Annotated in this window: 28 protein-coding genes and 1 riboswitch; of the genes, 19 read left to right on the forward strand and 9 right to left on the reverse strand. The window is 34.3% G+C overall.

Features of this window, described 5'->3' with window-relative positions; translation table 11 throughout:
- Positions 1-48: 48 nt before the first annotated feature.
- Positions 49-909, forward strand: a complete 861-nt coding sequence (locus tag RBB48_RS16425) for a GNAT family N-acetyltransferase (RefSeq protein WP_088062746.1) — start codon at positions 49-51, stop codon at positions 907-909.
- Between the two features lie 34 nt (positions 910-943).
- Here the strand turns inward: RBB48_RS16425 and RBB48_RS16430 are convergent, their stop codons facing one another.
- Positions 944-1,504, reverse strand: a complete 561-nt coding sequence (locus RBB48_RS16430) for a cysteine hydrolase family protein (RefSeq protein ID WP_088062747.1) — start codon at positions 1,502-1,504, stop codon at positions 944-946.
- Between the two features lie 182 nt (positions 1,505-1,686).
- Here RBB48_RS16430 and RBB48_RS16435 point away from each other — a divergent pair, with 182 nt between their 5' ends.
- Positions 1,687-1,947 carry a DUF6123 family protein gene (locus RBB48_RS16435; protein ID WP_001195212.1) on the forward strand — a complete coding sequence of 87 codons (261 nt, stop codon included), beginning with the start codon at positions 1,687-1,689 and terminating at the stop codon, positions 1,945-1,947.
- A 2-nt stretch (positions 1,948-1,949) separates the two neighbouring features.
- Here the strand turns inward: RBB48_RS16435 and RBB48_RS16440 are convergent, their stop codons facing one another.
- From RBB48_RS16440 to RBB48_RS16450, 3 genes are all read right to left on the reverse strand, one after another.
- Positions 1,950-2,855: a DMT family transporter gene (locus tag RBB48_RS16440; RefSeq protein ID WP_048543452.1), complete on the reverse strand. Its 906-nt coding sequence runs from the start codon at positions 2,853-2,855 to the stop codon at positions 1,950-1,952.
- A gap of 13 nt (positions 2,856-2,868) precedes the next feature.
- On the reverse strand, positions 2,869-3,255 hold the full coding sequence (locus RBB48_RS16445; RefSeq protein WP_000573873.1) for a reverse transcriptase-like protein: 387 nt from the start codon (positions 3,253-3,255) through the stop codon (positions 2,869-2,871).
- Between the two features lie 70 nt (positions 3,256-3,325).
- Positions 3,326-4,198 carry an aldose 1-epimerase family protein gene (locus RBB48_RS16450; RefSeq protein WP_088062749.1) on the reverse strand — a complete coding sequence of 291 codons (873 nt, stop codon included), beginning with the start codon at positions 4,196-4,198 and terminating at the stop codon, positions 3,326-3,328.
- 132 nt (positions 4,199-4,330) lie between these two features.
- Positions 4,331-4,375, forward strand: a riboswitch (PreQ1 riboswitch).
- Between the two features lie 6 nt (positions 4,376-4,381).
- Between RBB48_RS16450 and RBB48_RS16455 the strand changes: the two genes are divergently transcribed.
- The 3 genes from RBB48_RS16455 to RBB48_RS16465 all read left to right on the forward strand — a co-directional run bounded on the left by RBB48_RS16455 (position 4,382) and on the right by RBB48_RS16465 (position 5,867).
- Positions 4,382-4,870, forward strand: coding sequence for a QueT transporter family protein (locus RBB48_RS16455; protein ID WP_001026482.1), 489 nt, complete (start codon positions 4,382-4,384; stop codon positions 4,868-4,870).
- A 148-nt stretch (positions 4,871-5,018) separates the two neighbouring features.
- On the forward strand, positions 5,019-5,678 hold the full coding sequence (locus tag RBB48_RS16460) for a ribonuclease H family protein (RefSeq protein ID WP_088062750.1): 660 nt from the start codon (positions 5,019-5,021) through the stop codon (positions 5,676-5,678).
- A 12-nt stretch (positions 5,679-5,690) separates the two neighbouring features.
- A complete protein-coding gene (locus RBB48_RS16465) occupies positions 5,691-5,867 on the forward strand; it encodes a zinc-finger domain-containing protein (protein WP_000358801.1) in 177 nt (58 codons plus the stop codon).
- A 32-nt stretch (positions 5,868-5,899) separates the two neighbouring features.
- Here RBB48_RS16465 and RBB48_RS16470 read toward each other — a convergent pair whose 3' ends face one another.
- Together RBB48_RS16470 and cspB are read right to left on the reverse strand one after the other, a co-directional pair.
- Positions 5,900-6,148: a DUF2564 family protein gene (locus RBB48_RS16470; RefSeq protein WP_000534395.1), complete on the reverse strand. Its 249-nt coding sequence runs from the start codon at positions 6,146-6,148 to the stop codon at positions 5,900-5,902.
- Positions 6,149-6,267: 119 nt separating this feature from the next.
- On the reverse strand, positions 6,268-6,465 hold the full coding sequence (cspB, locus tag RBB48_RS16475; RefSeq protein WP_001161731.1) for a cold shock-like protein CspB: 198 nt from the start codon (positions 6,463-6,465) through the stop codon (positions 6,268-6,270).
- A gap of 265 nt (positions 6,466-6,730) precedes the next feature.
- Between cspB and RBB48_RS16480 the strand changes: the two genes are divergently transcribed.
- The 8 genes from RBB48_RS16480 to RBB48_RS16515 all read left to right on the forward strand — a co-directional run bounded on the left by RBB48_RS16480 (position 6,731) and on the right by RBB48_RS16515 (position 13,349).
- Complete coding sequence (locus RBB48_RS16480) at positions 6,731-7,459, forward strand: YqcI/YcgG family protein (RefSeq protein WP_001005942.1); 729 nt, start codon at positions 6,731-6,733, stop codon at positions 7,457-7,459.
- A 138-nt stretch (positions 7,460-7,597) separates the two neighbouring features.
- The gene (locus RBB48_RS16485) at positions 7,598-8,230 is read left to right on the forward strand and encodes a LysE family transporter (protein WP_000466560.1); all 633 of its coding nucleotides are present in this window, start codon (positions 7,598-7,600) and stop codon (positions 8,228-8,230) included.
- 19 nt (positions 8,231-8,249) lie between these two features.
- Entirely contained in the window at positions 8,250-8,543 is a 294-nt protein-coding gene (locus tag RBB48_RS16490; protein WP_000286360.1) for a hypothetical protein, read from the forward strand.
- A gap of 82 nt (positions 8,544-8,625) precedes the next feature.
- Positions 8,626-9,255, forward strand: coding sequence for a sterol desaturase family protein (locus RBB48_RS16495; protein ID WP_000832138.1), 630 nt, complete (start codon positions 8,626-8,628; stop codon positions 9,253-9,255).
- A 309-nt stretch (positions 9,256-9,564) separates the two neighbouring features.
- Positions 9,565-9,906, forward strand: a complete 342-nt coding sequence (locus RBB48_RS16500) for a DUF485 domain-containing protein (RefSeq protein WP_062822009.1) — start codon at positions 9,565-9,567, stop codon at positions 9,904-9,906.
- 2 nt (positions 9,907-9,908) lie between these two features.
- Positions 9,909-11,459 carry a solute symporter family protein gene (locus tag RBB48_RS16505; protein WP_001103252.1) on the forward strand — a complete coding sequence of 517 codons (1,551 nt, stop codon included), beginning with the start codon at positions 9,909-9,911 and terminating at the stop codon, positions 11,457-11,459.
- Positions 11,460-11,639: 180 nt separating this feature from the next.
- On the forward strand, positions 11,640-12,989 hold the full coding sequence (locus RBB48_RS16510) for an aspartate aminotransferase family protein (protein WP_306007863.1): 1,350 nt from the start codon (positions 11,640-11,642) through the stop codon (positions 12,987-12,989).
- A gap of 81 nt (positions 12,990-13,070) precedes the next feature.
- A complete protein-coding gene (locus RBB48_RS16515; RefSeq protein ID WP_088062751.1) occupies positions 13,071-13,349 on the forward strand; it encodes a DUF3986 family protein in 279 nt (92 codons plus the stop codon).
- A 60-nt stretch (positions 13,350-13,409) separates the two neighbouring features.
- Here RBB48_RS16515 and RBB48_RS16520 read toward each other — a convergent pair whose 3' ends face one another.
- The gene (locus RBB48_RS16520) at positions 13,410-14,573 is read right to left on the reverse strand and encodes a cation:proton antiporter (protein WP_048543422.1); all 1,164 of its coding nucleotides are present in this window, start codon (positions 14,571-14,573) and stop codon (positions 13,410-13,412) included.
- Between the two features lie 332 nt (positions 14,574-14,905).
- On the opposite strand from RBB48_RS16520, the gene RBB48_RS16525 reads away from it, so the two are divergent.
- The 3 genes from RBB48_RS16525 (at position 14,906) to RBB48_RS16535 (ending at position 19,006) form a co-directional block, all read left to right on the forward strand.
- Entirely contained in the window at positions 14,906-16,579 is a 1,674-nt protein-coding gene (locus tag RBB48_RS16525) for a ribonuclease J (protein WP_088062752.1), read from the forward strand.
- A gap of 96 nt (positions 16,580-16,675) precedes the next feature.
- Positions 16,676-17,521, forward strand: coding sequence for a MerR family transcriptional regulator (locus RBB48_RS16530; protein WP_088062753.1), 846 nt, complete (start codon positions 16,676-16,678; stop codon positions 17,519-17,521).
- 129 nt (positions 17,522-17,650) lie between these two features.
- Complete coding sequence (locus RBB48_RS16535) at positions 17,651-19,006, forward strand: MATE family efflux transporter (protein WP_087985632.1); 1,356 nt, start codon at positions 17,651-17,653, stop codon at positions 19,004-19,006.
- Positions 19,007-19,042: 36 nt separating this feature from the next.
- Here the strand turns inward: RBB48_RS16535 and RBB48_RS16540 are convergent, their stop codons facing one another.
- On the reverse strand, positions 19,043-19,708 hold the full coding sequence (locus RBB48_RS16540; protein WP_000923941.1) for a DUF421 domain-containing protein: 666 nt from the start codon (positions 19,706-19,708) through the stop codon (positions 19,043-19,045).
- Positions 19,709-19,868: 160 nt separating this feature from the next.
- Here RBB48_RS16540 and RBB48_RS16545 point away from each other — a divergent pair, with 160 nt between their 5' ends.
- From RBB48_RS16545 to nfsA, 3 genes are all read left to right on the forward strand, one after another.
- Positions 19,869-20,447, forward strand: a complete 579-nt coding sequence (locus RBB48_RS16545) for a YdcF family protein (RefSeq protein WP_088062754.1) — start codon at positions 19,869-19,871, stop codon at positions 20,445-20,447.
- 149 nt (positions 20,448-20,596) lie between these two features.
- On the forward strand, positions 20,597-20,914 hold the full coding sequence (locus tag RBB48_RS16550; RefSeq protein ID WP_087985595.1) for a magnetosome magnetite crystal formation protein family: 318 nt from the start codon (positions 20,597-20,599) through the stop codon (positions 20,912-20,914).
- A gap of 212 nt (positions 20,915-21,126) precedes the next feature.
- Positions 21,127-21,861 carry an oxygen-insensitive NADPH nitroreductase gene (nfsA, locus tag RBB48_RS16555; RefSeq protein ID WP_088608790.1) on the forward strand — a complete coding sequence of 245 codons (735 nt, stop codon included), beginning with the start codon at positions 21,127-21,129 and terminating at the stop codon, positions 21,859-21,861.
- An 87-nt stretch (positions 21,862-21,948) separates the two neighbouring features.
- Here nfsA and RBB48_RS16560 read toward each other — a convergent pair whose 3' ends face one another.
- Positions 21,949-22,677, reverse strand: coding sequence for a sulfite exporter TauE/SafE family protein (locus tag RBB48_RS16560; protein WP_306007864.1), 729 nt, complete (start codon positions 22,675-22,677; stop codon positions 21,949-21,951).
- Between the last annotated feature and the right edge of the window lie 103 nt (positions 22,678-22,780).

Here is a 22,780-nt window from a genome sequence, read left to right on the forward strand (position 1 = left end):
AGTTGATTTAATAATAATGATTTAAATGTCTAGAGAAGGGGATGAAGTATGCTTGAATTGGAAATTAAGGTGGAGCGTCTTAGGGACGAACAAATAGGCGATATTGTAGCATTATCTTCTTATATTGGGTGGGATTATAATAAAGAAGAAATTGAGACTATTTTTGATTCAGGTATTATATACGGTGTGTGGAATAAGAGAAAGGAACTTATTGCTAGCGCGGCAATTATATTATATGGGGAGAAATTAGCGTCTATCGGAATGGTCATTGTACATCCGAAATATGAGGGGAATGGGATTGGAAAGGCGATAACGAATTCATGCATTAAGAGCGTATCGGCTCAAACTCCAATTATGCTTATTGCTACGGATGAAGGAAAGCCGTTATATGAAAAACTAGGATTTAGGGCAGTAAGCTATGTTTCTAAATACATATGTAACTCGTACAATGTGAATGATTATTGTGTAGGAAATGAAGATTATATGATGAATTATGAAGAGTGTGATTTAGAAAAAATAATAAAATTAGATGAAAATGCGTTTGGAACAAATAGAAAAGCATTTTTAACGAAAAGAATTATACAAAGTGAACAGTGCATCGTTGTAAAGGACAACAACCAAAATGTATTAGGTTACGGTTTAAGTATACAAACACCAGAAAATAAAATAATAGGTCCAGTCGTTGCGAAAAATGATGCGATGGCAATGAGAATTGTGCATGATTTAGCAAGAGAGCATCATGGTAAATTAAGAATTGATGTATCAGAAGGAAAGAAAGGTTTCATGAAAGAATTAGAGATTACTGGTTTTCAAAAGGTTAATACACCTCCAATTATGATGAGAAATAGTGATCAATTTTTGAAAAGAAATGGGGAACTATACAGTATTGCAGCGCAAATTTTTGGATAAAAAAGAATCCTTCTAAATGAAGGATTCTTTTTTATTAATCACGATATTGGTCGTGAGTTGGTTGGAAGAGGTCTTCCTCGATATCTCTCACCATAGAAAAATGATCCACATTATAATGACCGTGTAGAACTTTAGTATGGTGCTCAATAATTTGTTCTGCAGATAACACGTTAGAATCAGTTGTGGAATGACCGTTTTTAATTAATGTAACATCAAATCCTTGTACAGTAGCTGTTCTAACTGCGGTGTCGATGCAATGTTCTGTTTTACATCCACCGATAACGATATGATTAATTTTTTCTTCTTTTAAAAGTTCAAGTAGAGAAGTGCCATAGAATGCGTTTGTTGCTGCTTTATTAATAAGGATTGCAGACTGAGGTACTTTGATTTCATTATGTACTTCAAATCCTTCTCCGCTACCAGAAGCAACATCGATATCTCTTACGAAAACAATAAGGGCATTTGCATGTATTGCTTTTTGTACGGCTGTATTTAGTGTAGATAATAACTCTTTTTTGCGAAAAACTTCTTTTTCTTGTTCATTCCCATCCATTAATTCTTGCTGCGCATCGATAATTAATAGTGCTTGTTTCATCGTGTCTCCCCTTTAATATGAAATAAGTTCCACTATACATATTCATTCATATTGCAAGGAAATCCTTTATTGTCTATGCAGTAGACGATAGATTTACAAAGTTGTCAAAGAAATTTCATTCTCATAGCGTGTAAAAACATGTATGATAGGAGATGGAGAATTTTTGAGTAGGTGGGAATATCATGCAAACAGTAGAAGATTATCTTTCATTCTTACATACGAAAGGATTTAAACTATCAGAGGAAGCACAAGGGTTTATTATGTTTGGACAAGGATATACTGGTGCATCTGATGGAATTGTGAACGCAGCAATAGAAGCGACAATTAAACATCAATTACAGTTTGATGGGAGTTATTTTGTTGCGTTATTAGAACGTTTGAAAGAAGAAGAAATTACAGATAAAAAAAGCGCTAAGGCTTTTATGCGGAAGTTACAAGCGTAACTTCACGCAGCCTGCGCTTCTTTTTTTGTTTTGGAAGGTAATTCAACAAAAACCATGCCTAGGAAAATACATAGGCATCCGATAATAGCGGAAATAGAAAGTTGTTCGTTTGCAACGAGAACGCCTGTTAATGCAGCAAAAACAGGCTCCATTGCGAAAATAATTGCTACTCTCGTTGGAGACGTATGTTTTTGTGCTGATGTTTGAATAAAAAAAGCAATGGATGTCGCAAATAGGGAAGTTAGAAATAGAGCGAATAAAAAGGAAGAATTCGTCCATAGTGCTACTGAAAATAATTTTTCCCAATCTTCAAACAAAAAGGCGCAAATAGAAGAAAACATACCGACAGCTAATACTTGCGACGTGCTTAATAATAAAGGTGATATTTTCTTAGAGAAGAAGCCGTTAACAAGAATATGGGCAGCGAAAGCAACTGCGCAACCGAGAACGAGTATATCTCCAATGTTTAATTGAAAAGAATCACCAGCAGTTAATAAGTATAAACCTGCTGTTGCTACAGCAATGCCCATTACGATAAAAATGGTAGCTTTTTGTTTTAAAAAGATAAAAGACAAAATTGGTACCATAACGATACTAAGACCTGTTAAGAAACCAGCTTTTGAAGAAGTTGTATAAAGTAAGCCGAATGTTTGTAATACATAGCCAACGCATAAAAAAAATCCAACGATTAATCCAGCGAGACTACTCTGTTTTATATCTTGTTTTGAAGATTTTTTTGAGAAAATCATTTGAACGAATAATAAAATAATTCCAGCGAATAAAAAGCGAATACCATTAAAAGTAAATGGACCAACGAAAGACATAGCATTTTGAACGACAACAAATGTAGCTCCCCAAATAAAAGAGACAAATAATAAAGCAAGAGGAGCAACCCAATCTTTTTTCACACTCATACCCCCGTTAATTTTGTAAGATAGCTTTTCTAGCTAACTCATCAGCAACTTTATTTTGACTACTTGGAATCCACTTAATAAAAAAGAGATCGAAACTTTTTATGTACTGTAATGCTTCTTCTAATAGTGGTGCAAACATTTTATTTTTTGCGTATTCTTTTTCGACAGCTCGCTCGACAAGTTGCGAATCTGTACGAAAAGAGACAATGTTATAATTATGCTCCGTGCAATATTTTAATGCCGCAAGTAAAGCGTGGTATTCTGCTTCATGATTGGACATTGTCCCAAGGGGCAATGATAATTGTACAGCTGGTTGCACCCCTTTAATAAACACTCCAGCACCAGAAGGACCAGGATTTCCTTTTGATGCACCATCAATATATACTTCAATCAAAATGAGAAACCTCCAAATTATAAGATGATCCCCTACTTATATGTTTCTTTGAAGTAGGGGATAGAGTAACTTAGCCGATTGTAATACTATAACGACATGTAAATGTTTCATTCGCTTGTAAAGATTGAATTCCTTTTTTTTCCTTGAAATCTTTTGCTGGATTTACTTCATCAGCAATACCGTACCAAGGTTCAATACATAAGAAAGGTGCGTTCTCACCTGGTGTCCATACGCCAACAAATGGGAAGCCATCAAATTCTACTTTTACAAATTTATTATGTTTATGAGAACGAATAGAGATTTCATCCGTATTCATATTTTCAAAAATAAGCGCATCATTTTTGAATAAATCGTATGTAAGTGGTAATTCATTCGTATTTTCAGCGATTAATTGTTTTTTACTTGAAAGGTAAGGTCCTTCTAATACGCTTGTTTCTAAGCGTTCAGAACCATTAAATGATAAATGATAATCTGTAAATGATTCGCCCTCTAATAAGGGGAAGTTGAAACCAGGATGTGCTCCGATTGAGAAGAACATCTCTTTTGAAGTAGGGTTATTTACTTCATATGTTACATGAACGATTTGTCCGTCTAGCTCATAAGAAACGAGTAATTCGAATTGGTATGGGTATTTTTTTAATGTTTCTTCATTACTAGTTACAATATAAGTGATTTTCGTTTCACTTTGTTCTTGTACAGAGAATGTAAGATCACGAGCAAAGCCGTGTTGTGTTAAAGAATATGGTTTACTATCTACGTAGTATGTATTATCTACTAATCGGCCGACAATTGGGAATAAAATTGGTGCGCGGCGCCCCCAATAAGAAGAATCGCCTTGCCATAAGTATTCAGTGTTATCTTCTTTTAAGCGAACGCTTTGTAATTCTGCACCTTTGTCAGAAATGGAAACGACCACTTTTTCATTTTGAATTGTTGCTGTCATGAAGTGAAACCTCCTAAAACTTTCATATGTTTTATTATACGTTGTCTAAAAGAAAAAAGGTAGTTAATGATAGGAATCTATTGACGAGAGAGTGTGTATTGCGTAGAATGTATTCTTGTTGCTTAAAAAACGAATAACGTGGTTCGAAACCATCCCACGTAAAAAAACTAAGGAGATTTTGTCATGAATATAAGAACATTAGTCGGTAATGGTATTTTAGCGGCATTATATATTGCTGTTTCTATGCTTATTCAGCCATTTGGCTTTACGAGTGTACAGTTTCGTATTTCAGAGATGTTTAATCATCTTGTTGTATTTAATAAGAAAGCAATTTACGGAATTGTATTAGGTGTATTTTTAACAAATCTCTTTTTCTCACCTATGATCGCTTACGATTTAGTATTTGGAGTAGGGCAATCTATTCTTGCATTAGTTGCAACGATTATTTCTATGCGATTTATTAAAGGTGTTTGGGCTCGTATGATTTTTAATACAGTTATTTTTACAATTACAATGTTTATGATTGCAATTGAGCTTCATCTTGCATTTGATTTACCATTTATGTTGACTTGGTTAACATGTGCCATCGGTGAATTTGTTGTCATGGCAATTGGTATGCCTGTAATGTACTGGATTAATAAACGAGTACAATTTGAAAGATTTATGCAATAGATGAAAGAGCTATTCCTATAGGGATAGCTCTTTTTGTATGTAATCATATTGAATATAATGCTGTGACTCTTGATACAATATAATAAAATAAAGTGAGGCTTTCATTAGCTGACTACATATAAGAAGTCTTATATAAGGGGAATCTAGTATGAAATATAAAATTCATTGGTTGTATAAAACAAAGAGCGGATTGCAGACGAAATTAACGACAGATTATATGAACATAGACGATGTATTGCAATTTGCAGAGGATTTCGAGAAAACAGGAAGAGTGAAAGAACTATCATTTTATGATGAAATGGATGCAGAATGGTCATTAAAGGAAATGAAAAAGCTGAGTAAACAAGTGGAGGAAGAGCCCCAAGAAATCCTCGTTTATTTTGATGGCGGTTATGATGTACAGACGAAAGAAGCTGGAGTAGGTATATGTGTATACTATAAAAAAGGAAATACAAAATACCGAATTCGCCGTAATGCATATATAGAAGGTATATATGATAATAATGAAGCGGAATATGCATCATTACTATATGGCATGAATATACTCGAGGAATTCGGAATTAAGTATGAAGCAGTTACACTTCGCGGCGATTCTCAAGTTGTACTGCAGCAATTGGCTGGAGAATGGCCTTGTTATGATGAGCATTTAAATCATTACTTAGATCAAATTGAACAAAAAGCGAAGCAAATGAAATTAAAACTTGTATGTGAGCCGATATCTAGAAAACAAAATAAAGAAGCGCATCAATTAGCTACGCAAGCATTAGAAGGAACAGTCATTGATAGTCATAAAGAAATAACCGAATAGAGAGGTGCAAAGGTGGATAAAAAGCAACTCATTACAGAGGTAAATGACTTATTAGAAACGTATTGTGAAGGATGTTTCTTGCGAGAACATAATCGAAAGACAAATAGTAAGTATTACGCTCATTCATTTTGTATACGACAATGTACAGTTGGAGAAACATTGAAAAAGTATGGGGAACAGTTATCATGAAAAACATCCAGAGAAAATTCTCTGGATGTTTTTTAGTGTCTTGCTTCATTTAATTGATGCTCGCATTTACTTAATTTCTTTTCCTCATTCATTAAAAATGGCTCATCTAAATCTGTCGCAACAGATTTCATAATTTCAAGCTGAGAGCGAGCGGCTTCTACAGCAGTAGTCGCATGCTCTAATGTATCTGGATCCATTGAAATTGTCGCTGACCCTACCATTTTTTGTGCTGTTTCTACACGGAATTTTACTTCTTCAAAATCATTTACTTCTGATCCCATTATTACTTCCTCCTTTGTATATTGCGCATTTCACATAGTTTTTGCTCTGTAAAACGGAAATATACAAAGGAATAACAAAGGAGGTTACCAAGTAAGGTAACCTCCTGTTATATGTTGGATTAAAGTTTTACTACGTTAGCAGCTTGAGGTCCGCGGTTTCCTTCAGTGATATCGAAAGATACTTCTTGACCTTCTTCTAAAGCTTTGTAGCCGTCACCTTGAATAGCAGAGAAATGTACGAATACATCGTCAGCGCCTTCCATTTCGATAAATCCAAAACCTTTTTCGTTGTTAAACCATTTTACTTTTCCTTGCATGTTACAATTCCTCCTAAAAACATTTGCTTTTTTCATTTAGTGAAATTCATTTGAAAGATAATATAAACTAAAAATGCTATAATCTTGAATATTCTGCTAAATGATTAATTTAAATATACACGAATTGGTAGAAATTAGTCAAGTAAGCGGTTTTATTTTTTTGTATTTTTAAATAATTTTTCAGCCGAATTTTAAATAGGTATAGGACAGGCCGAGTATGTAATATTCTTAATTGAATGCTATACATAATGAGGTGAAAGAAAGAATGAACGAGTCTTATTTATTAGATAATGAAGGAATGAGAACGAGAACTGACATACCAAATTGGGTTGCAAAAGAATTTCAAAATTTTTCGAGTGTCGTGCTAGAACCAACTTTCCCATGTTATTTCGGCTTAACAGCTTTGAAAAAGAATGAACTTCGTTATTCATTTCTCTCTCATAATGATTGGAGTCATTTGCCACATACAATGTTATCTTTTTTAGAGTTAATGAAAGAGCGCCCAATTGTAAGAAGAGGATTCTTTCTTTTTGTGGAACCGGAATGTGAGGAACAATCACTGGAATATTATCGTGATTACTTTTGGAAAGTACTACAATATTTACATGAAAACGATGACCAAACATGGCCGAAGCAAATTCCTGAAGACCCAGACCATTACTTATGGGAATTTTCATTTGGTGGTGAACCGATATTCGCATTTGGAAATGCGCCAGCTTATAAACAACGAAAAACTAGGCATTTAGGAAATTCTCTCGTTATTGGATTTCAACCGCGTACCATCTTTGATGGATTAGAAGGGGATCGCCCTAAAGGAGCATATTCAAGACAAACGGTCCGAGATCGAGTTGAAAAGTGGGATCAGCTGCCGAAACACCCTAACATTAGTCATTATGGTGATCCAGATCATCGCGAATGGAAACAATACTTCATAGGAGACGATGTAGAGCCGATAAAAGGAAAATGTCCTTTTCTTCATAAGTTAGAAAAGTAAGAGCCATCATCCAGATGGCTCTTTTGCATATTTTGGATAAAAAAGGGTATTTTAGTAGTAAATATTTTGATGAAAGCTAGTCTATTTTTAATCATTACATCATTACTTAATAGTAAAGGAAGTAGAAAGGATAGAGCGATGTTTGGAGCGATTATACAACAAATTGTATTAGGTATTTCATTAGCTGCGCCAGTAGGTCCGATTAATATTGAAATGTTAAAACGAGGAATTGAACGAGGTTTTTGGCATGCATGGGTTGTTGGAATTGGTGGAATGACTGCAGATATTTTGTTTATGCTTCTCATTTATTTCGGTTTATCTTCTGTGTTTATGTATACATATGTACAAGCTTTTATGTATTGCACAGGGTTTTTCTTATTATTTTATTTAGGATTTCAAAGTGTAAAACAAGGAATTTCCCACTCGAATATGGAATATAAAAAGGAAGAGGTAGGTGGCCTTAAACAATCGTTTATGGCAGGTTTTTTAATTGCGATATCCAATCCATTAAATCTTGTTTTTTGGTTTGGTATATACGGAAGTACACTTAGCTCATTGCTTACGAAGGTAACGAAACAAGAAGCCTTTTTATACAGTCTTTGTATTATCGTTGGCATTATTTTATGGAATTTAAATATTGCTTTTTCTGTCCATTTTGGCAGAACTTTATTAAAGCAAAAAGCACTTGGCTATATAACAGCCGGAGCCGGTATTATTTTAGTAGGATATTCTATCCATTTTGCATACAAAGCTTTACAGTTGTTCACATAAGATTGAAGGGGAGATTTTTATGTATCGAACCACTATTGACGGAAAAGAAATTATTATTACGTTAGCACCCAAAATCCGAAAAGAAATTACTGATAGGAATCCACTATATGAAGCGGTATTTCATAATGCAGCAAGATTACTGCAAACAAAGCAACCAACGTTTGCGCTAAATCATGAAATATTTGGGCTCATTATTGGAGAGGTACAAAGAGGAGAAGTAACAGTGTTTGCGGTGGAACATATTATTCCAAAGCAAAATATATTTGGATCGAACAATTTTTTCTCGACAATAGAGCAGCAGGCAAATTTGTAAAGTGAATAGAATAAAATAAAAAATAAAAGAAATAGTCGTAACGATATGTTGCGGCTGTTTTTTTGGAAAAGGGGGAAGGAAGATGAAGAGAGTGGGGAAAGAGTTCTTTTTACAACATGATATCGTTATTATGTATAGTATTTTATTTATTTTCATCATTATTTTAAAAATGCAATTTTTCACATGGATCGGTATGTTCGCGTGTTTGTTTGGGATTGTTTTTTATACGCTTAACGAATATATGACACATCGGTTTTTATTCCATTTAAAGCCACCTAAAAACGTATTTTTATTAAAAATGTTAAGAAGATTACATTATGATCATCATGTATATCCAGATGATTTAAAACTATTGTTTTTGCCTGTATGGTTTAGTATACCTAGCTTTACTATATATTTACTTATAGCATATGGTATAACAAAAAGTGCTACTATTACACTTTCATTCGGAATTGGAATGATTATCATGCTTCTCGTTTATGAATGGAAACATTATATTGCACATAAGCCGATTCGTCCGTTCACTAAGTTTGGAAGATGGCTAAAAAAACAGCACATATTACACCATTATAAAAATGAAAAGTTTTGGTTTGGTGTTTCAAATCCAGTATTCGATTTCATATTTGGAACGCTTAAAGATGGGAAAGACGTTGAATTAAGTGAAACAGCTCGTAATTTAGAAAAAGAGAAAAAGACAGAAGTAGTGCGATAAGCACTACTTTTTTTATTTGGAAATTTGCCGGGTGGTAAAACTCCCGCCTCAAAATCCGGCAAATATGAGGAAGTTAGATGGAAGATAACTTCCTGTAAAGCTTGACTGGTGAGGAATTGAAGTGCGTAATTTTTATGTTGAAAAAGTATATTAAAAACTTAGGAGAAATTGGCGAAAAATGTCTATCGAAAAATCTTTGCAGGAATGTATGGATTGTCTAAAATAGAAATAAGTTTCTGAATATTTATAAAATTTAGTCTTTAGGTATACAAGGGGGAATTGTATTTTCAGTAAGAGAGGGGAATGGGAATGAAAAGAGATGATACATCAGCACGTAAGTTACAAAATGAAGTGAATTATACAGAGGTTGTACAGTCAGAAGAATTTCAATTGCTATTAAATACGAAAAAGAAGTTTATCGTTCCGATGAGTATTTTCTTTTTAAGCTTTTTTATTGCATTACCTATTTTAACATCGTATTCAAAGGTGCTCAATACACCAGCATTTGGGGATGTTACGTGGGCATGGGTGTTTGCATTTGCGCAATTTATCATGACGTGGTCATTATGTATGATTTATAGCAAAAAAGCAGAATCCTTTGATAAAATCTCGCAAAAAATTCTACAAGATATGCAAAAAGGGAGGGGCTAACTTTGAATGTAACCGCTTTTGCATTATTTTTAATCATCGTTCTTGGTACACTCGTCATAACTTATTTTGCATCGAAGAAAACGAAAAATGCGAGTGAGTTTTATACAGCTGGAGGGGGATTAACTGGTTGGCAAAATGGTCTGGCCATTGCGGGAGATTATATGTCTGCTGCGTCTTTTCTTGGTATAGCCGGAGCCATCGCATTAACTGGTTTTGATGGGTTCTTTTATAGTATCGGTTTCTTAGTTGCTTACTTAGTTGTATTATACTTAGTTGCAGAGCCACTTCGAAATTTAGGGAAGTACACGTTAGCAGATATGATTGCGGCGCGTTTTGATGCGAAAAAAGTTCGCGGCGTTGCAGCGCTTAATACAATGACGATTTCGATTTTTTATATGATTGCACAATTAGTTGGGGCTGGTGCACTTATTAAATTATTATTAGGGATCGAATATACGACATCCGTTTTAATCGTTGGTACATTAATGACAGTGTACGTTATTTTTGGCGGAATGACTGCGACGAGCTGGGTACAAATTGTTAAGGCTGTATTACTTATGGCTGGTACATTTATTATTTCTGTTATCGTTTTCTCAAAATTTAATTTTAGTGTGACTGAAATGTTCGCGCAAATGAAAACAGCTACGCCATTAAAAGATTCATTTTTAAATCCAGGGGTAAAGTATAAGGATGGTCTTGATACACTGTCTTTAAATTTAGGACTAGTTCTTGGTACTGCCGGATTACCACATATTCTTGTTCGCTTTTTTACAGTACGTGATGCAAAAACGGCACGGCAATCTGTTGTGTACGCTACGTGGTTAATTGGCGCATTTTATATTATGACAATCTTCTTAGGATTTGGGGCAGCAGCATTTGTAGGAAATGAGGCAATTATGAAAGCAAACCCTGCTGGTAATATGGCAGCACCTTTATTAGCTAAAGCGTTAGGTGGAGATTTCTTATTTGCTTTCGTATCAGCAATTGCCTTTGCAACTATTTTAGCTGTAGTGGCAGGCCTTGTATTAACAGCAGCATCAGCATTTGCACATGATTTTTATAATGAAATTATTCGCAAGGGGAAATCAACGGAAAAAGAGCAAGTGTCAATGGCTCGCTATGCGTCTATTGGGGTAGCGGTATTATCCATTATACTAGCGTTATTTGCTCAAACGTTGAACGTAGCATTTTTAGTTTCATTAGCATTTGCAGTTGCAGCGAGTGCAAATCTACCAGTTATATTATTCACAATATATTGGAAGCGCTTCAATACAACAGGTGCCATTTCGGGTATGGTCGTTGGTCTTGTATCAGCAATTGTTCTCGTAGCCTTAAGTCCAAATGTTTGGAACCCTGTAGCTGGAAAAGCTATATTTGTTGGGGAAGCGATATTCCCATATACGACACCTGGAATTATTTCAATTCCGCTTGGATTCCTTGCAGCATATTTAGGAACCGTGTTATCTAGTAAGAAAGAAGATGCTGCGAAATTTGATGAGATTCTTGTGAAATCTAATACAGGTCATGGTGTTAGTGATGCATCGTCACATTAAAAAGAGAAGGGCTTTTCGATATATAAGAAAAGCTCTTTTTTTCTTGTAAATATTACTGTATTGTAAGTAGGATTTTGTCTTAATTTTGTGGAATGAAAATAAGCAGGGAGAAAATTAAATCATCATGGCACCAGCACAGCTTTTGTGAAAAATAAGTTGTTATGGAAGGTGGAAGAAATGATGAAAACGAAACAGACTGATGAATTATTAGCAAAAGATGAGCAATATGTTTGGCACGGAATGCGTCCCTTTAGTCCAAATAGTACAATGGTAGGGGCAAAAGCAGAAGGGTGCTGGGTTGAAGATATAGAAGGGAAAAGATATTTAGATGGTATGAGTGGTCTTTGGTGTGTGAATAGTGGATATGGCAGAAAAGAGCTCGCAGAGGCGGCTTATAAGCAATTACAAACATTATCATACTTTCCAATGTCACAATCGCATGAACCGGCTATAAAGCTTGCAGAAAAATTAAATGAGTGGCTTGGAGGAGAGTATGTTATTTTCTTCTCTAATAGTGGCTCGGAAGCGAACGAAACAGCTTTTAAAATAGCAAGACAATACTATGCTCAAAAAGGTGAACCGCATCGTTATAAATTTATGTCACGTTACCGCGGGTATCATGGAAATACAATGGCAACGATGGCAGCGACTGGACAAGCACAGCGTAGATATCAATATGAGCCATTTGCTTCAGGATTTTTACATGTAACGCCGCCAGATTGTTATCGTATGCCTGGAATAGAAAGAGAGAATATTTATGATGTAGAATGTGTAAAAGAAGTAGATCGCGTTATGACATGGGAATTAAGTGAAACGATTGCAGCTTTTATTATGGAACCAATTATTACGGGCGGAGGCATTTTAATGCCGCCACAAGACTATATGAAAGCTGTTCATGAAACGTGTCAAAAACACGGTGCCTTGCTCATTAGTGATGAAGTGATTTGCGGTTTCGGACGTACAGGAAAAGCATTTGGATTTATGAATTATGACGTTCAGCCAGATATTATTACGATGGCAAAAGGGATTACGAGCGCATATTTACCGTTATCAGCGACAGCTGTGAAAAAAGAAATATATGAAGCATTTAAAGGGAAGGGAGAATATGAATTCTTCCGTCATATTAATACATTTGGTGGAAATCCTGCAGCTTGTGCATTAGCGCTTAAAAACTTAGAGATTATGGAAAATGAAAATTTAATTGAGCGATCTGCACAAATGGGCTCGCTTTTATTAGAGCAATTAAAAGAAGAAATTGGAGAGCATCCACTTGTTGGGAATATTAGAGGGAAAGGTCTACTAGTTGGAATCGAACTAGTAAATGATAAAGAGACGAAAGAACCAATTGATAACGACAAAATTGCAAGTGTTGTAAATGCTTGTAAAGAAAAAGGTTTAATTATTGGACGAAACGGCATGACAACAGCAGGATATAATAACGTCTTAACATTAGCACCACCATTTGTTATTTCAAGTGAAGAAATTGCCTTTGTTGTTGGAACGTTGAAGACGGCGATGGAACGTATTTAATGAATCGAGCGAGCTGTAATATACAGCTCGCTTTTGTTTATTATGTGAAATATGATAAATTTTCAAAGGGAGGGAACTTTTATGAAGAAATATGACCCTAGTCAACATTATCACATCGGGTATTATGAAGATGGATACGATTTAGAAGTGACGGCGTACAAAAGAATAAATGAACCAGTTTGGGACGCTTATATTCCGCACTATGAGGTAGACAATTTTTATAAGAAAGTGGAGAAAATGAAGCTAGGTGAATATATAGATGATTACGGCATTATGGTGTATTCATTTAGTAATGATATTGATGATGAAGAAGCACGAATTATTTTTGAAAAATGGTTAAAAACGAATAAAATTGTTTAAAGATAAAACGAAAAAGGAGATTGCTATCTTATAAGATAGCAATCTCCTTTTTTATTAAACTTATTTACTTGCTTTCATTGCTTTATCTTTTGCACCAAAAGTGTATTTTAACATTGGTGGTGTAATCATTGTAGTTAAAATAACGACAATAACGATAGCTGTAAAGTAATCTTGTGCTAGTAGACCTGAAGAAAGTCCTGTTCCTGCGATGATAAGTGCAACTTCACCACGAGAAACCATTCCAGCACCGATAATTGCAGAAGACTTAGCGTCAAATCCAGTCATTCGCGCACCAAATCCACAACCAATTAGTTTCGTTAATACAGCGATTACTGTTAATGCTAGGATGAACCAAATTTGATTGCCAATACCGTCAAATGTAATATTCATACCGATACTAACGAAGAATACTGGAACGAACATAGCGTAAGCGATTGGTTCTACTTTCTTTTCTACTTCATGTTTGTAGTTCGTTTGAGAAATAGCGATACCAGCGGCGAAAGCACCGATAATACCAGCAATTCCTAATAGTTCGCCGAAATATGCGAATGAGAAACAGATGATAAGAGCCGCGCTCACGATAGACTCAGATACGCGTAGTGGTGATAACCAGCGCATAATCGCAGGAACACCTTTCCATCCGATTAAAATAATAGAAGCGAAGAATACAACTTTCTTCAAGATAACCATTGTTAAGTTAACATCGTCTGTACCTAAGAAGCTCATTGCAAATGCTAATAAAATAACAACAAGAATGTCATCAAATACAGCCGCGCCAAGCATAGTTGTACTTTCACGTGTTTTCATCTTTCCTAAATCACGAAGTGTTTGTACGGAAATACTAACACTTGTCGCACATAGAAGTAATCCTAAAAATACAGCATTTCCTTGTTCCATTCCCATAACAAGACCAGAAACGTAACCACCTACGAATGGTAGAATGATACCTCCAAGGGCAACAGCTAAAGAAGAATTACGATTTGCATTTAATTCCTCTAAGTCTGTTTCAAGTCCTGCCATAAACATTAAAAGAATAACACCGACATTACTTAATTGTGTTAGAAGCTCTGAATTTTCAATCCAACCTAATATAGCTGGACCGATAACGATACCGACAATTAATTTACCGAGTACAGAAGGTTGACCTAGTCTAACACTAAGGTCACCAGCAAGCTTTGTACTTAATAAAATAAGTGCAATTTGAAAGAAAAATTCGAAATCCATCGGATCCTCTCCTCATCATTTTTATTTTTATCATACGATTTCTCGGAATTTGCCTAATGAAAATATGTAAAACCCATTAAACAAAGGGTCTGATTACAAGTTCTTTTGAACTCGTAATTTGAACCTGTAATTAATATATAATATATTTTACAAAAAATCAATGAAAAAATGGGAGCTTTTTTGGAGAGAAAAGGTGTTATTAGGGATATACATATAAGAATAGTGTGTGAATTTTTATATGTATGAAATAGTATGAAGCCCTTTTTCATTACAAATAATAAAGCCTAAATACGATTTCAAGAATTATAAATGTGAAAGGGAGGGCTTATCATTTGAAGTCATTAAAAAACAATTTGTCTATCGTTGCTTTAGGTGGAGTAAATGAAATAGGAAAAAATATGTACGCTATTCAATATGAAAATGATATTATCGTTATTGATTGTGGATCTAAATTTCCAGATGAAAGTTTATTAGGAATTGATTTAATAATTCCAGACATCACATACTTACAAGAAAATAAAGAAAAAATTCGCGGGTTAGTCGTGACGCATGGACATGAGGACCATATTGGTGGAATACCATATTTTTTAAAACAACTAAACGTACCAATCTATGCGACGAAGTTAACGTTAGGTTTAATTGAAATTAAATTAAAAGAGCATAATCTTCAAAATGATACGGAATTAATCGTTATTCACGCAGAATCAGAAATCGATCTCGGTTCTATTAAGGCGACATTCTTTAAAACGAATCATAGTATTCCAGACTGTCTCGGTATTGTGTTTCATACACCAGAAGGTACTGTAGTACACACCGGGGATTTTAAATTTGATTTAACACCAGTAAATAACCAACATCCTGATATTCATAAAATGGCTAAAATAGGTAGTGAAGGTGTACTAGCTTTACTATCTGAAAGTACAAATGCAGAACGACCAGGTTTTACTCCATCAGAGAGATCGGTAGGGGAACGGATAGAGGAAATATTTATGAAAGCAAATAGAAAAGTAATTATTTCTACATTTGCTTCTAATGTGAATCGTGTTCAGCAAATAGTTGAAGCTTGCATAAAAACAAATCGAAAACTAGCTCTGCTCGGGAGAAGTATGGTAAATGTAGTAGAAGTTGCTCTAGAGAAAGGGTATTTACATATTCCAGACGACATGTTAATTGAAGCGAGTGAAGTAAATCGTTTAGATCCAAAGCAGGTAGCGATACTTTGTACAGGAAGTCAAGGAGAACCGATGGCAGCTTTAGCGCGTTTAGCGAGTGGAAACTATAGACAAGTTGATGTTTTAGCAGAAGATACGGTTATTATAGCGGCGACTCCGATTCCAGGCAATGAACGTAACGTTTCAAGAATTATAGATAATTTATTTGCTTTAGGAGCAAAAGTAATTTATGGATCAGGTAGTTCTACTGGAGTTCATGTATCTGGTCATGCGTATCAAGAAGAATTGAAATTAATGCTCACTTTAATGAAACCTAAATATTTTATCCCAATTCATGGAGAGTTTAGAATGCTACATCACCATAGCTTGTTAGCAGAATCAATTGGTGTCGAAAAAGAAAATATCTTTATCGTTCGTAATGGAGATGTTGTAGATATAAGTAATGAAGTGGCCATTCAATCTAGAAAAATACAGGCTGGAAATATATATGTAGATGGTTTAGGAATTGGTGATGTTGGAAATGCCTTATTACGTGATCGAAAACAACTTTCAGAAGATGGAATGCTCGTAATAGTTATTACCTTTAATAAAATGGATGGAGAAATTATTTCCGGTCCTGATATTATCTCTCGTGGATTCGTCTATGTTCGTGATTCAGAAGAATTTTTGAAGGAATTAAATAAATTAGCTGTTATTACGATTAATAATTTAAAGAAAGAGAATGTGAATAGCTGGGGTATTTTGAAAAGAGAAGTAAGAGAGGCTTTAGGGAAGTTTATATATACTAACACGAAAAGAAAACCGATGATCCTTCCTATAATAATAGAGGTTTAAGATTTAATAAAAAGAATTCTCTTAGGGGAATTCTTTTTTGTTTTGAAGACAGAATGAACATATAATGAAATAAATAGAAATGGAAGGAAATAAAAGATGTTATTAAATAAACGTTTTACAATTGGAGAAATGGCAAAAATGCATAATATAGCGGAATCTACTTTACGCTATTATGATGAAAAGGGGATTTTTCATCCGTCCATTGTGGACCCGCAAACAAATTATCGCTATTATACGATCGATCAATTTTCACTATTAGATACGATTAAATTTTTACGCCAATTAAATATTCCATTAAAGGAAATTAAGAAATATATTGATGAAAGAAATCCGGCATACGCACTCAATTTACTGGAAAAACAACAAGAAATGATGTTGAAAAAACAAAGAGAAATTGAGTATGCTTTGGCGAAAATGGAACATAAAATTCATTTAATTAAGGAAGCGACAAAAGCAAAAGCTGAACAAATGGTAATTAAAGAGATCCCGCAGCGAAAAATTACAGCAATTGCGGTTGCCCCGAATACGACGGATGATATGTTTGAGTACTATATTCATTCGTTGCAAAAAAATATGAAACAAATGGATGATAGCTTATTTTCTGGAGATATCGGTGTAACAGTTGCGAAAAAAGGATTAATGCAAAATGAGTTTCAAGCATATAGCAGTGTTTTTATTCTTTTGGATTACATGCCTTTTCAAATACATAGTTCAGATGAAATTAAAGAAGGCATGTTTGCCTGTGTATATCATCATGGACCATATGAAGAAACGGATGAAACGTATAAGAAGTTAATGAAATATATTAATCAAGAAGGATACGAAGTAAGTGGAGATGCGATTGAGATTGCATTAATTGATTGGTCTGTAACAGATAATCCAGAGGAGCAAGTAACAGAAATTCAAATTCCTATAATGAAAAAACAAAGCAATAAGTTGTAGGACTCGTATCATTACAAATTGGCATCAAACACGATAATTAAGTTACCTATTTTTTAATTCTCTATTGACCTTCAAGTAACTTGAAGGTTTAAACTGTGAAAAGAGCATTGAAAAAGGAGCATTTATATGATGGAAACAACAGAAAAGTTAAGAGAAAAACCGATAAAAAGTTTATTTATTTCTTATTTAATACCAGCCGTTCTAGGAATGGTGTTAATGTCAGTTAATATTGTGATTGACGCGGTTATGATTAGTAGGGGAGTTGGAGCGAACGGATTAGCAGGAGTAAACGTGGCTATTCCAGCGTTTTCAATTTTCTTCTCTATTTCATTATGGATTGGAATGGGCGGGGCAACGTTATATTCCATTGCACTAGGTGAAAATAAATTAGATAGGGCAAGATCTATTTTTACTCAATCCATGACGGTAGCAGTAATTATCGTAGGTGTGTTAGCAGCGATTTGCTTATGGAGAATAGAAGATTTAGCATACTTATTCGGTGCAAACGAAGTGATTTTACCGTATGCGTTAGACTATTTACACGTGTTATTAACATTTGGAATGATATACGTTTTAGAAAATATTTTAAGTACATTTATACGAAATGACGGAAATCCTAATTTAGCAATGGCAGGTCTAGTTGTAACTGCTGTATTAAATATAGTGTTTGACTATATCTTTATTTTCATCTTTGGATGGGGTGTAACAGGTGCTGCTTCAGCGACTATTCTTTCAGCAGCAATTGGTTTCCTTGTATTATTAACGCATTTCTTTAGAAAAAGTAGCATTTTAAAGTGGACGAAATTCCATTTTGAATGGGATACAGTTAAACAAATTATGATTATAGGTTTTCCTAGTTTTACAGCAGAAAGTACAGTAGCGATTGTTACGATTGGTTTTAATATTGCATTCGTTCAATATGCAGGAGAAGTAGGAGTCGCTTCTTATGCGATGGTGAACAGTATTCATGCGATGACATTACTACTATTCTTCGGTGTTGGAGCAGCGTTACAACCGATCGCTAGTTTCCATTACGGGGCAAATTTACCAGAAAGATTGCGTGAAGGATTAAAGTTCGCTGTAAAAATTGCGGTAGTACTCGGTGGTATTGCAATAGTTATCGGATTATTCTTCGGGAAATATATTATTGGTCTATTTGATGTCCAATCTCCAGAGTTATTGGAGTTAACATTAACGGGTATTAGCTTGTTCTTTATCCAATATGTATTTTTAGGATATAACATTGTGTATGGAGAGTACTTCCAATCAGTGCGACAAACGACAAAATCAGTGCTGATTATAATGAGCCGAGGGTTACTATTTATTATTCCATTATTATGGATTATGCCAAAAGTATTTGGGATAAATGGAATTTGGCTCGTTATGCCAGTAGCTGAAGTATTGACAGCGATTATCGTATTTACGATGAATCGTATGAAACATCCTGTTCCATTAAATATGGCGGGAGAGAAAGAAGCGATTTAATGAAGAAAATCCCCTTGAGCAAGTAAGGGGATTTTTTTACTCTTTTAAACTAATCGCAAAAGATCCATCTGTTTCTTGAACAGACGCGAAAGCAACGCTTTTAATATTAGTGATGCCCTTTTCTTTTAATTCTTTATATAACCATTTTTCGTCTTTATGAATTAACTTTAAGTTATCGTATTGAATTTGCGAATCAACGATAAGGGCAATTGGTAATCCAGCATACGTAACATCTATGTTTAAATCTTTTGGAGTTAATGGTACAAGTTCACGCTTTGGTAAAATGCTAATGGCTCCGTTCGCTTCTAAAATAGCATATTCAATTTCGTGAACACTTGGATATCCTGCGACGCGAAGGTTAGACAGTAGTTCAGCGATTGGATATCTACTTTTTTGTAAGTTTTCAAAAATAATATCACCATGTTTAATTAAAATGATAGGGTGTCCGAGAATAAAACGATTTAGTTTGTTTAGTAAGCTTAATTTTGTAAGAAGCAAATGCAAACATGTAATAACGACCATACCGAGAAAAGCTTGCAAAGCACCAGAGACAGGTATGGCCTGAAAAGCTAAATAAGATAAAAAGATAATAGCACCAAAATCATGAGGAGTTAGTTGTGCTAAAGCTGATTTACCGAGCATTTTAAGTGATAGTAAAAATAAGATGAAAAAGAACGATACGTTACATAAAAAGAGAAGCAATAGAGACACTCCTTCGTGCAAAGTTGTACTTACTGTTCCCGAAAGAAATATAAATATTACTTTCCAGAGGATAAATTAGGCTGAATTGGAATTTGTCTGTATACAAACAAATAAATGGATATTATCATGAAAGAAGCAAAGAACATAGGAGTATATGGATATGAAAAAGAAGAAAATAATTAAGTATATGATAGGCATTATAATCATTTGCACCGTTTATGCAGGATTTTTACAATATAACATTTATAAGCATGGACAGATGAATGCAACCTACGATGCGGATTATATAATTGTATTAGGATCGAAAGTAAATGGAACGAAACCGTCGTACTCATTGCAATATCGTATTGATAAAGCAGCTGAGTATTTACAATCACATGAGAAAACAATTGCTATAGTATCTGGAGGGAAAGGAAAAGGAGAAGATATTTCAGAAGCATTAGCAATGAAAAATGGATTAATGAAACTAAAAATTGCAGAAGACCGCATTATAATGGAAGATAAGTCAACGAGTACAGATGAGAATATTAAATTCTCAAAACCGTTAATTCCAGACAATATGAAAAAAGGAATGATCGTAACAAACGATTTCCATATGTTTAGAGCGAAAAAAATAGCAGCCAAGCAAGGTTTACAATTAGAAGGTCTTCCGGCTGAAACACCGAAGCGAATTGTCATTCCATCGAATATACGAGAGTATTTAGCCATTACGCAATATTGGTTTATGAATCGAATATAGAGAAAAGTAATCCCGTCTGGAAGTCCAGTCGGGATTATTTTTGATGAAAATCTTACAAATATGTCATGTTCATGAAAGGTAAAGCGATAGTTTCTAGAATCGATTCCTGACATAATGAAGATAACAAAAACTATTTAGAGGTGAATCGGATGAAAGGAAATAATATATTATCTTCACTATGTTACTTTAGTATCTTTTTTGCACCATTTTTACTGCCAATTATCGTCTACTTCGTTGCGGAGGATGAAGTGAAATACCACGCGAAAAAAGCATTTTGGTCACATATTTTCCCGTATGCGGTTTTATTTGGTGGATTAGCAGTATCCGGCATATATGGTTTAAGCTTCAATCAATCTGATGGTGCTGGAATTGGAATGATGATCACATATGCAGTATTCATTCTTGTAGGGATTTATTACTTCATTTGGAATATCGTAAAAGGTATTAAAGTTTTGAAAACAACGTAATAAGACAAGAAATAATTTGATGTAAACCTGTCGGTATTTGTTGATAAGTCGATATATTTGAAAAATCGTCGATATAATTTCATTTACCGTACTAATAGACGTTTTAAAAAAGAGCAATTCAAAAAGAATTGCTCTTTTTGTGCTTATAAGTTGTGAATATTGCAAAAGATATGTTAATTTTTCATTATGAAGAGAAAAAAGGAGTGTTTTTCATGAATGAGATCATACATAAAATGGAGCAACACGTTTCAGTTCGTAAATATAAAGAAGAATCAATTCCGAAAGATGTAGTAGAAAGAATGGTGCAAGCTGCGCAGCATGCTGCTTCCTCGCATTTTGTACAGGCGTATTCTGTTATATATGTAACAGATCAAGACCTAAAGGTTAAACTAGCAGAGCTATCCGGAAATCGTCACGTGAAAGACTGCGCAGCATTCTTTGTTTGTTGTGCAGATTTAAAACGACTTGAAATGGCGTGTGAACAGCATGGTACAGAGATTAAGCATGAAGGAGTAGAAGACTTTATCGTTGCGACTGTAGATGCTTCACTGTTCGCGCAAAACGTAGCGTTAGCAGCAGAATCGTTAGGATACGGTATTTGTTATATTGGTGGTATTCGTAATAACCCGAGAGAAGTAAGTGAATTGCTTCATTTACCAGATAAAGTATATCCTATATTCGGAATGACAGTTGGTGTACCAGATGAAAATCATGGAGTGAAACCGCGTTTACCAGTAGCAGCAATTCTTCATGAAAATGGGTATGATGAAAAGAAATATGATGAATTATTAAACGAATACGATGAAACGATGAGCTCGTATTACAAAGAAAGATCAGCAAACAAGAAAAACGTAACATGGACGGAATCAATGAGTTCGTTTATGGCTAAAGAAAAAAGAATGCATATGAAAGAGTTTTTAAGTGAAAAAGGATTTAATAAGAAATGAGTAAAAAGGCAGACCTGCATGCAGGTCTGCCTTTTTTGGAGGAGAAAAATGAAGCAAGCTTTAATCGTTTTATCTTGAAAAACTTACTTATAATAAATGCAAACTTTCAATAAGAAGATACATACCCGTACAACTCAAAAGGATGTACGTAAATATTTTAAAAATCCGTTGATTAAGCCATTTGAAAATAATTTGACCTATATACAAACCTAGAAATACGATTGGAATAGCATATAAACTGGATTCCCAAATTGTTTTGTTTGTCCCAGTGAAGAGTATTTGAGTTAGTAGACTAATGAAATATATAAATAGATAAAAAGCCAATGTAGTTGCTCGTAACTTCTCCTTTTTCGTATCAGTTCCTGTAAAATAAAGTAACAGTGGAGGTCCTGGCATACCGATACTTGTCGTTAAAAGACCAGATAATCCGCCAACTATGAAATCTCTAGATTTTGTTGATTGAATCTTAAAGTTGCATATTAGCATCAACGTTAATAGTAAGAGAAGGATGCTAATTGCTAATTTAAATGTGTTGATGTTAATGGAAGTGAAAATGATAATACCAAAAGGAACACCAATTATACTTCCGAAAATTAATCTTTTCAATAGAATAAAATCAATGTCCATTCTTATTTTCCAGATGAGTGATATGGAAATAATTAATGATAAAATGATATTTATTTGTATAGCTTCTTGTGGTAGAAATAACATGAGTAAGAAAGGTGTTGCCATAATAGAAAAGCCAAAACCTGTACTCGTTTGTAAAATAGAAGCTACTAATATAATACATATGAAAATGAATGTAATTTCCCAAATAGCCCTCCTACGTAATCAGATCCAATACATATTTTAACATAAAGTGAAACTTTAATCAGTGGGGCTTACTGTCCTTTAAAACGGGAAAAAAGCGGCTAAATAG

Origin of the sequence: Bacillus sp. MMSF_3353, from assembly GCF_030733445.1 — a bacterium.
Lineage (GTDB): Bacteria > Bacillota > Bacilli > Bacillales > Bacillaceae_G > Bacillus_A > Bacillus_A wiedmannii.

Coding starts and splice junctions, on each gene's coding strand:
- cspB (WP_001161731.1), bottom strand. CDS start 6,465: ATGCAAGGAAAAGTAAAATGGTTTAACAACGAAAAAGGTTTTGGATTT.
- RBB48_RS16470 (WP_000534395.1), bottom strand. CDS start 6,148: ATGGGATCAGAAGTAAATGATTTTGAAGAAGTAAAATTCCGTGTAGAA.
- RBB48_RS16520 (WP_048543422.1), bottom strand. CDS start 14,573: ATGGATTTCGAATTTTTCTTTCAAATTGCACTTATTTTATTAAGTACA.
- RBB48_RS16430 (WP_088062747.1), bottom strand. CDS start 1,504: ATGAAACAAGCACTATTAATTATCGATGCGCAGCAAGAATTAATGGAT.
- RBB48_RS16535 (WP_087985632.1), top strand. CDS start 17,651: ATGGAAACAACAGAAAAGTTAAGAGAAAAACCGATAAAAAGTTTATTT.
- RBB48_RS16510 (WP_306007863.1), top strand. CDS start 11,640: ATGAAAACGAAACAGACTGATGAATTATTAGCAAAAGATGAGCAATAT.
- RBB48_RS16435 (WP_001195212.1), top strand. CDS start 1,687: ATGCAAACAGTAGAAGATTATCTTTCATTCTTACATACGAAAGGATTT.
- RBB48_RS16455 (WP_001026482.1), top strand. CDS start 4,382: ATGAATATAAGAACATTAGTCGGTAATGGTATTTTAGCGGCATTATAT.
- RBB48_RS16500 (WP_062822009.1), top strand. CDS start 9,565: ATGAAAAGAGATGATACATCAGCACGTAAGTTACAAAATGAAGTGAAT.
- RBB48_RS16480 (WP_001005942.1), top strand. CDS start 6,731: ATGAACGAGTCTTATTTATTAGATAATGAAGGAATGAGAACGAGAACT.
- nfsA (WP_088608790.1), top strand. CDS start 21,127: ATGAATGAGATCATACATAAAATGGAGCAACACGTTTCAGTTCGTAAA.
- RBB48_RS16545 (WP_088062754.1), top strand. CDS start 19,869: ATGAAAAAGAAGAAAATAATTAAGTATATGATAGGCATTATAATCATT.
- RBB48_RS16550 (WP_087985595.1), top strand. CDS start 20,597: ATGAAAGGAAATAATATATTATCTTCACTATGTTACTTTAGTATCTTT.
- RBB48_RS16425 (WP_088062746.1), top strand. CDS start 49: ATGCTTGAATTGGAAATTAAGGTGGAGCGTCTTAGGGACGAACAAATA.
- RBB48_RS16485 (WP_000466560.1), top strand. CDS start 7,598: ATGTTTGGAGCGATTATACAACAAATTGTATTAGGTATTTCATTAGCT.
- RBB48_RS16490 (WP_000286360.1), top strand. CDS start 8,250: ATGTATCGAACCACTATTGACGGAAAAGAAATTATTATTACGTTAGCA.
- RBB48_RS16450 (WP_088062749.1), bottom strand. CDS start 4,198: ATGACAGCAACAATTCAAAATGAAAAAGTGGTCGTTTCCATTTCTGAC.
- RBB48_RS16495 (WP_000832138.1), top strand. CDS start 8,626: ATGAAGAGAGTGGGGAAAGAGTTCTTTTTACAACATGATATCGTTATT.
- RBB48_RS16530 (WP_088062753.1), top strand. CDS start 16,676: ATGTTATTAAATAAACGTTTTACAATTGGAGAAATGGCAAAAATGCAT.
- RBB48_RS16515 (WP_088062751.1), top strand. CDS start 13,071: ATGAAGAAATATGACCCTAGTCAACATTATCACATCGGGTATTATGAA.
- RBB48_RS16460 (WP_088062750.1), top strand. CDS start 5,019: ATGAAATATAAAATTCATTGGTTGTATAAAACAAAGAGCGGATTGCAG.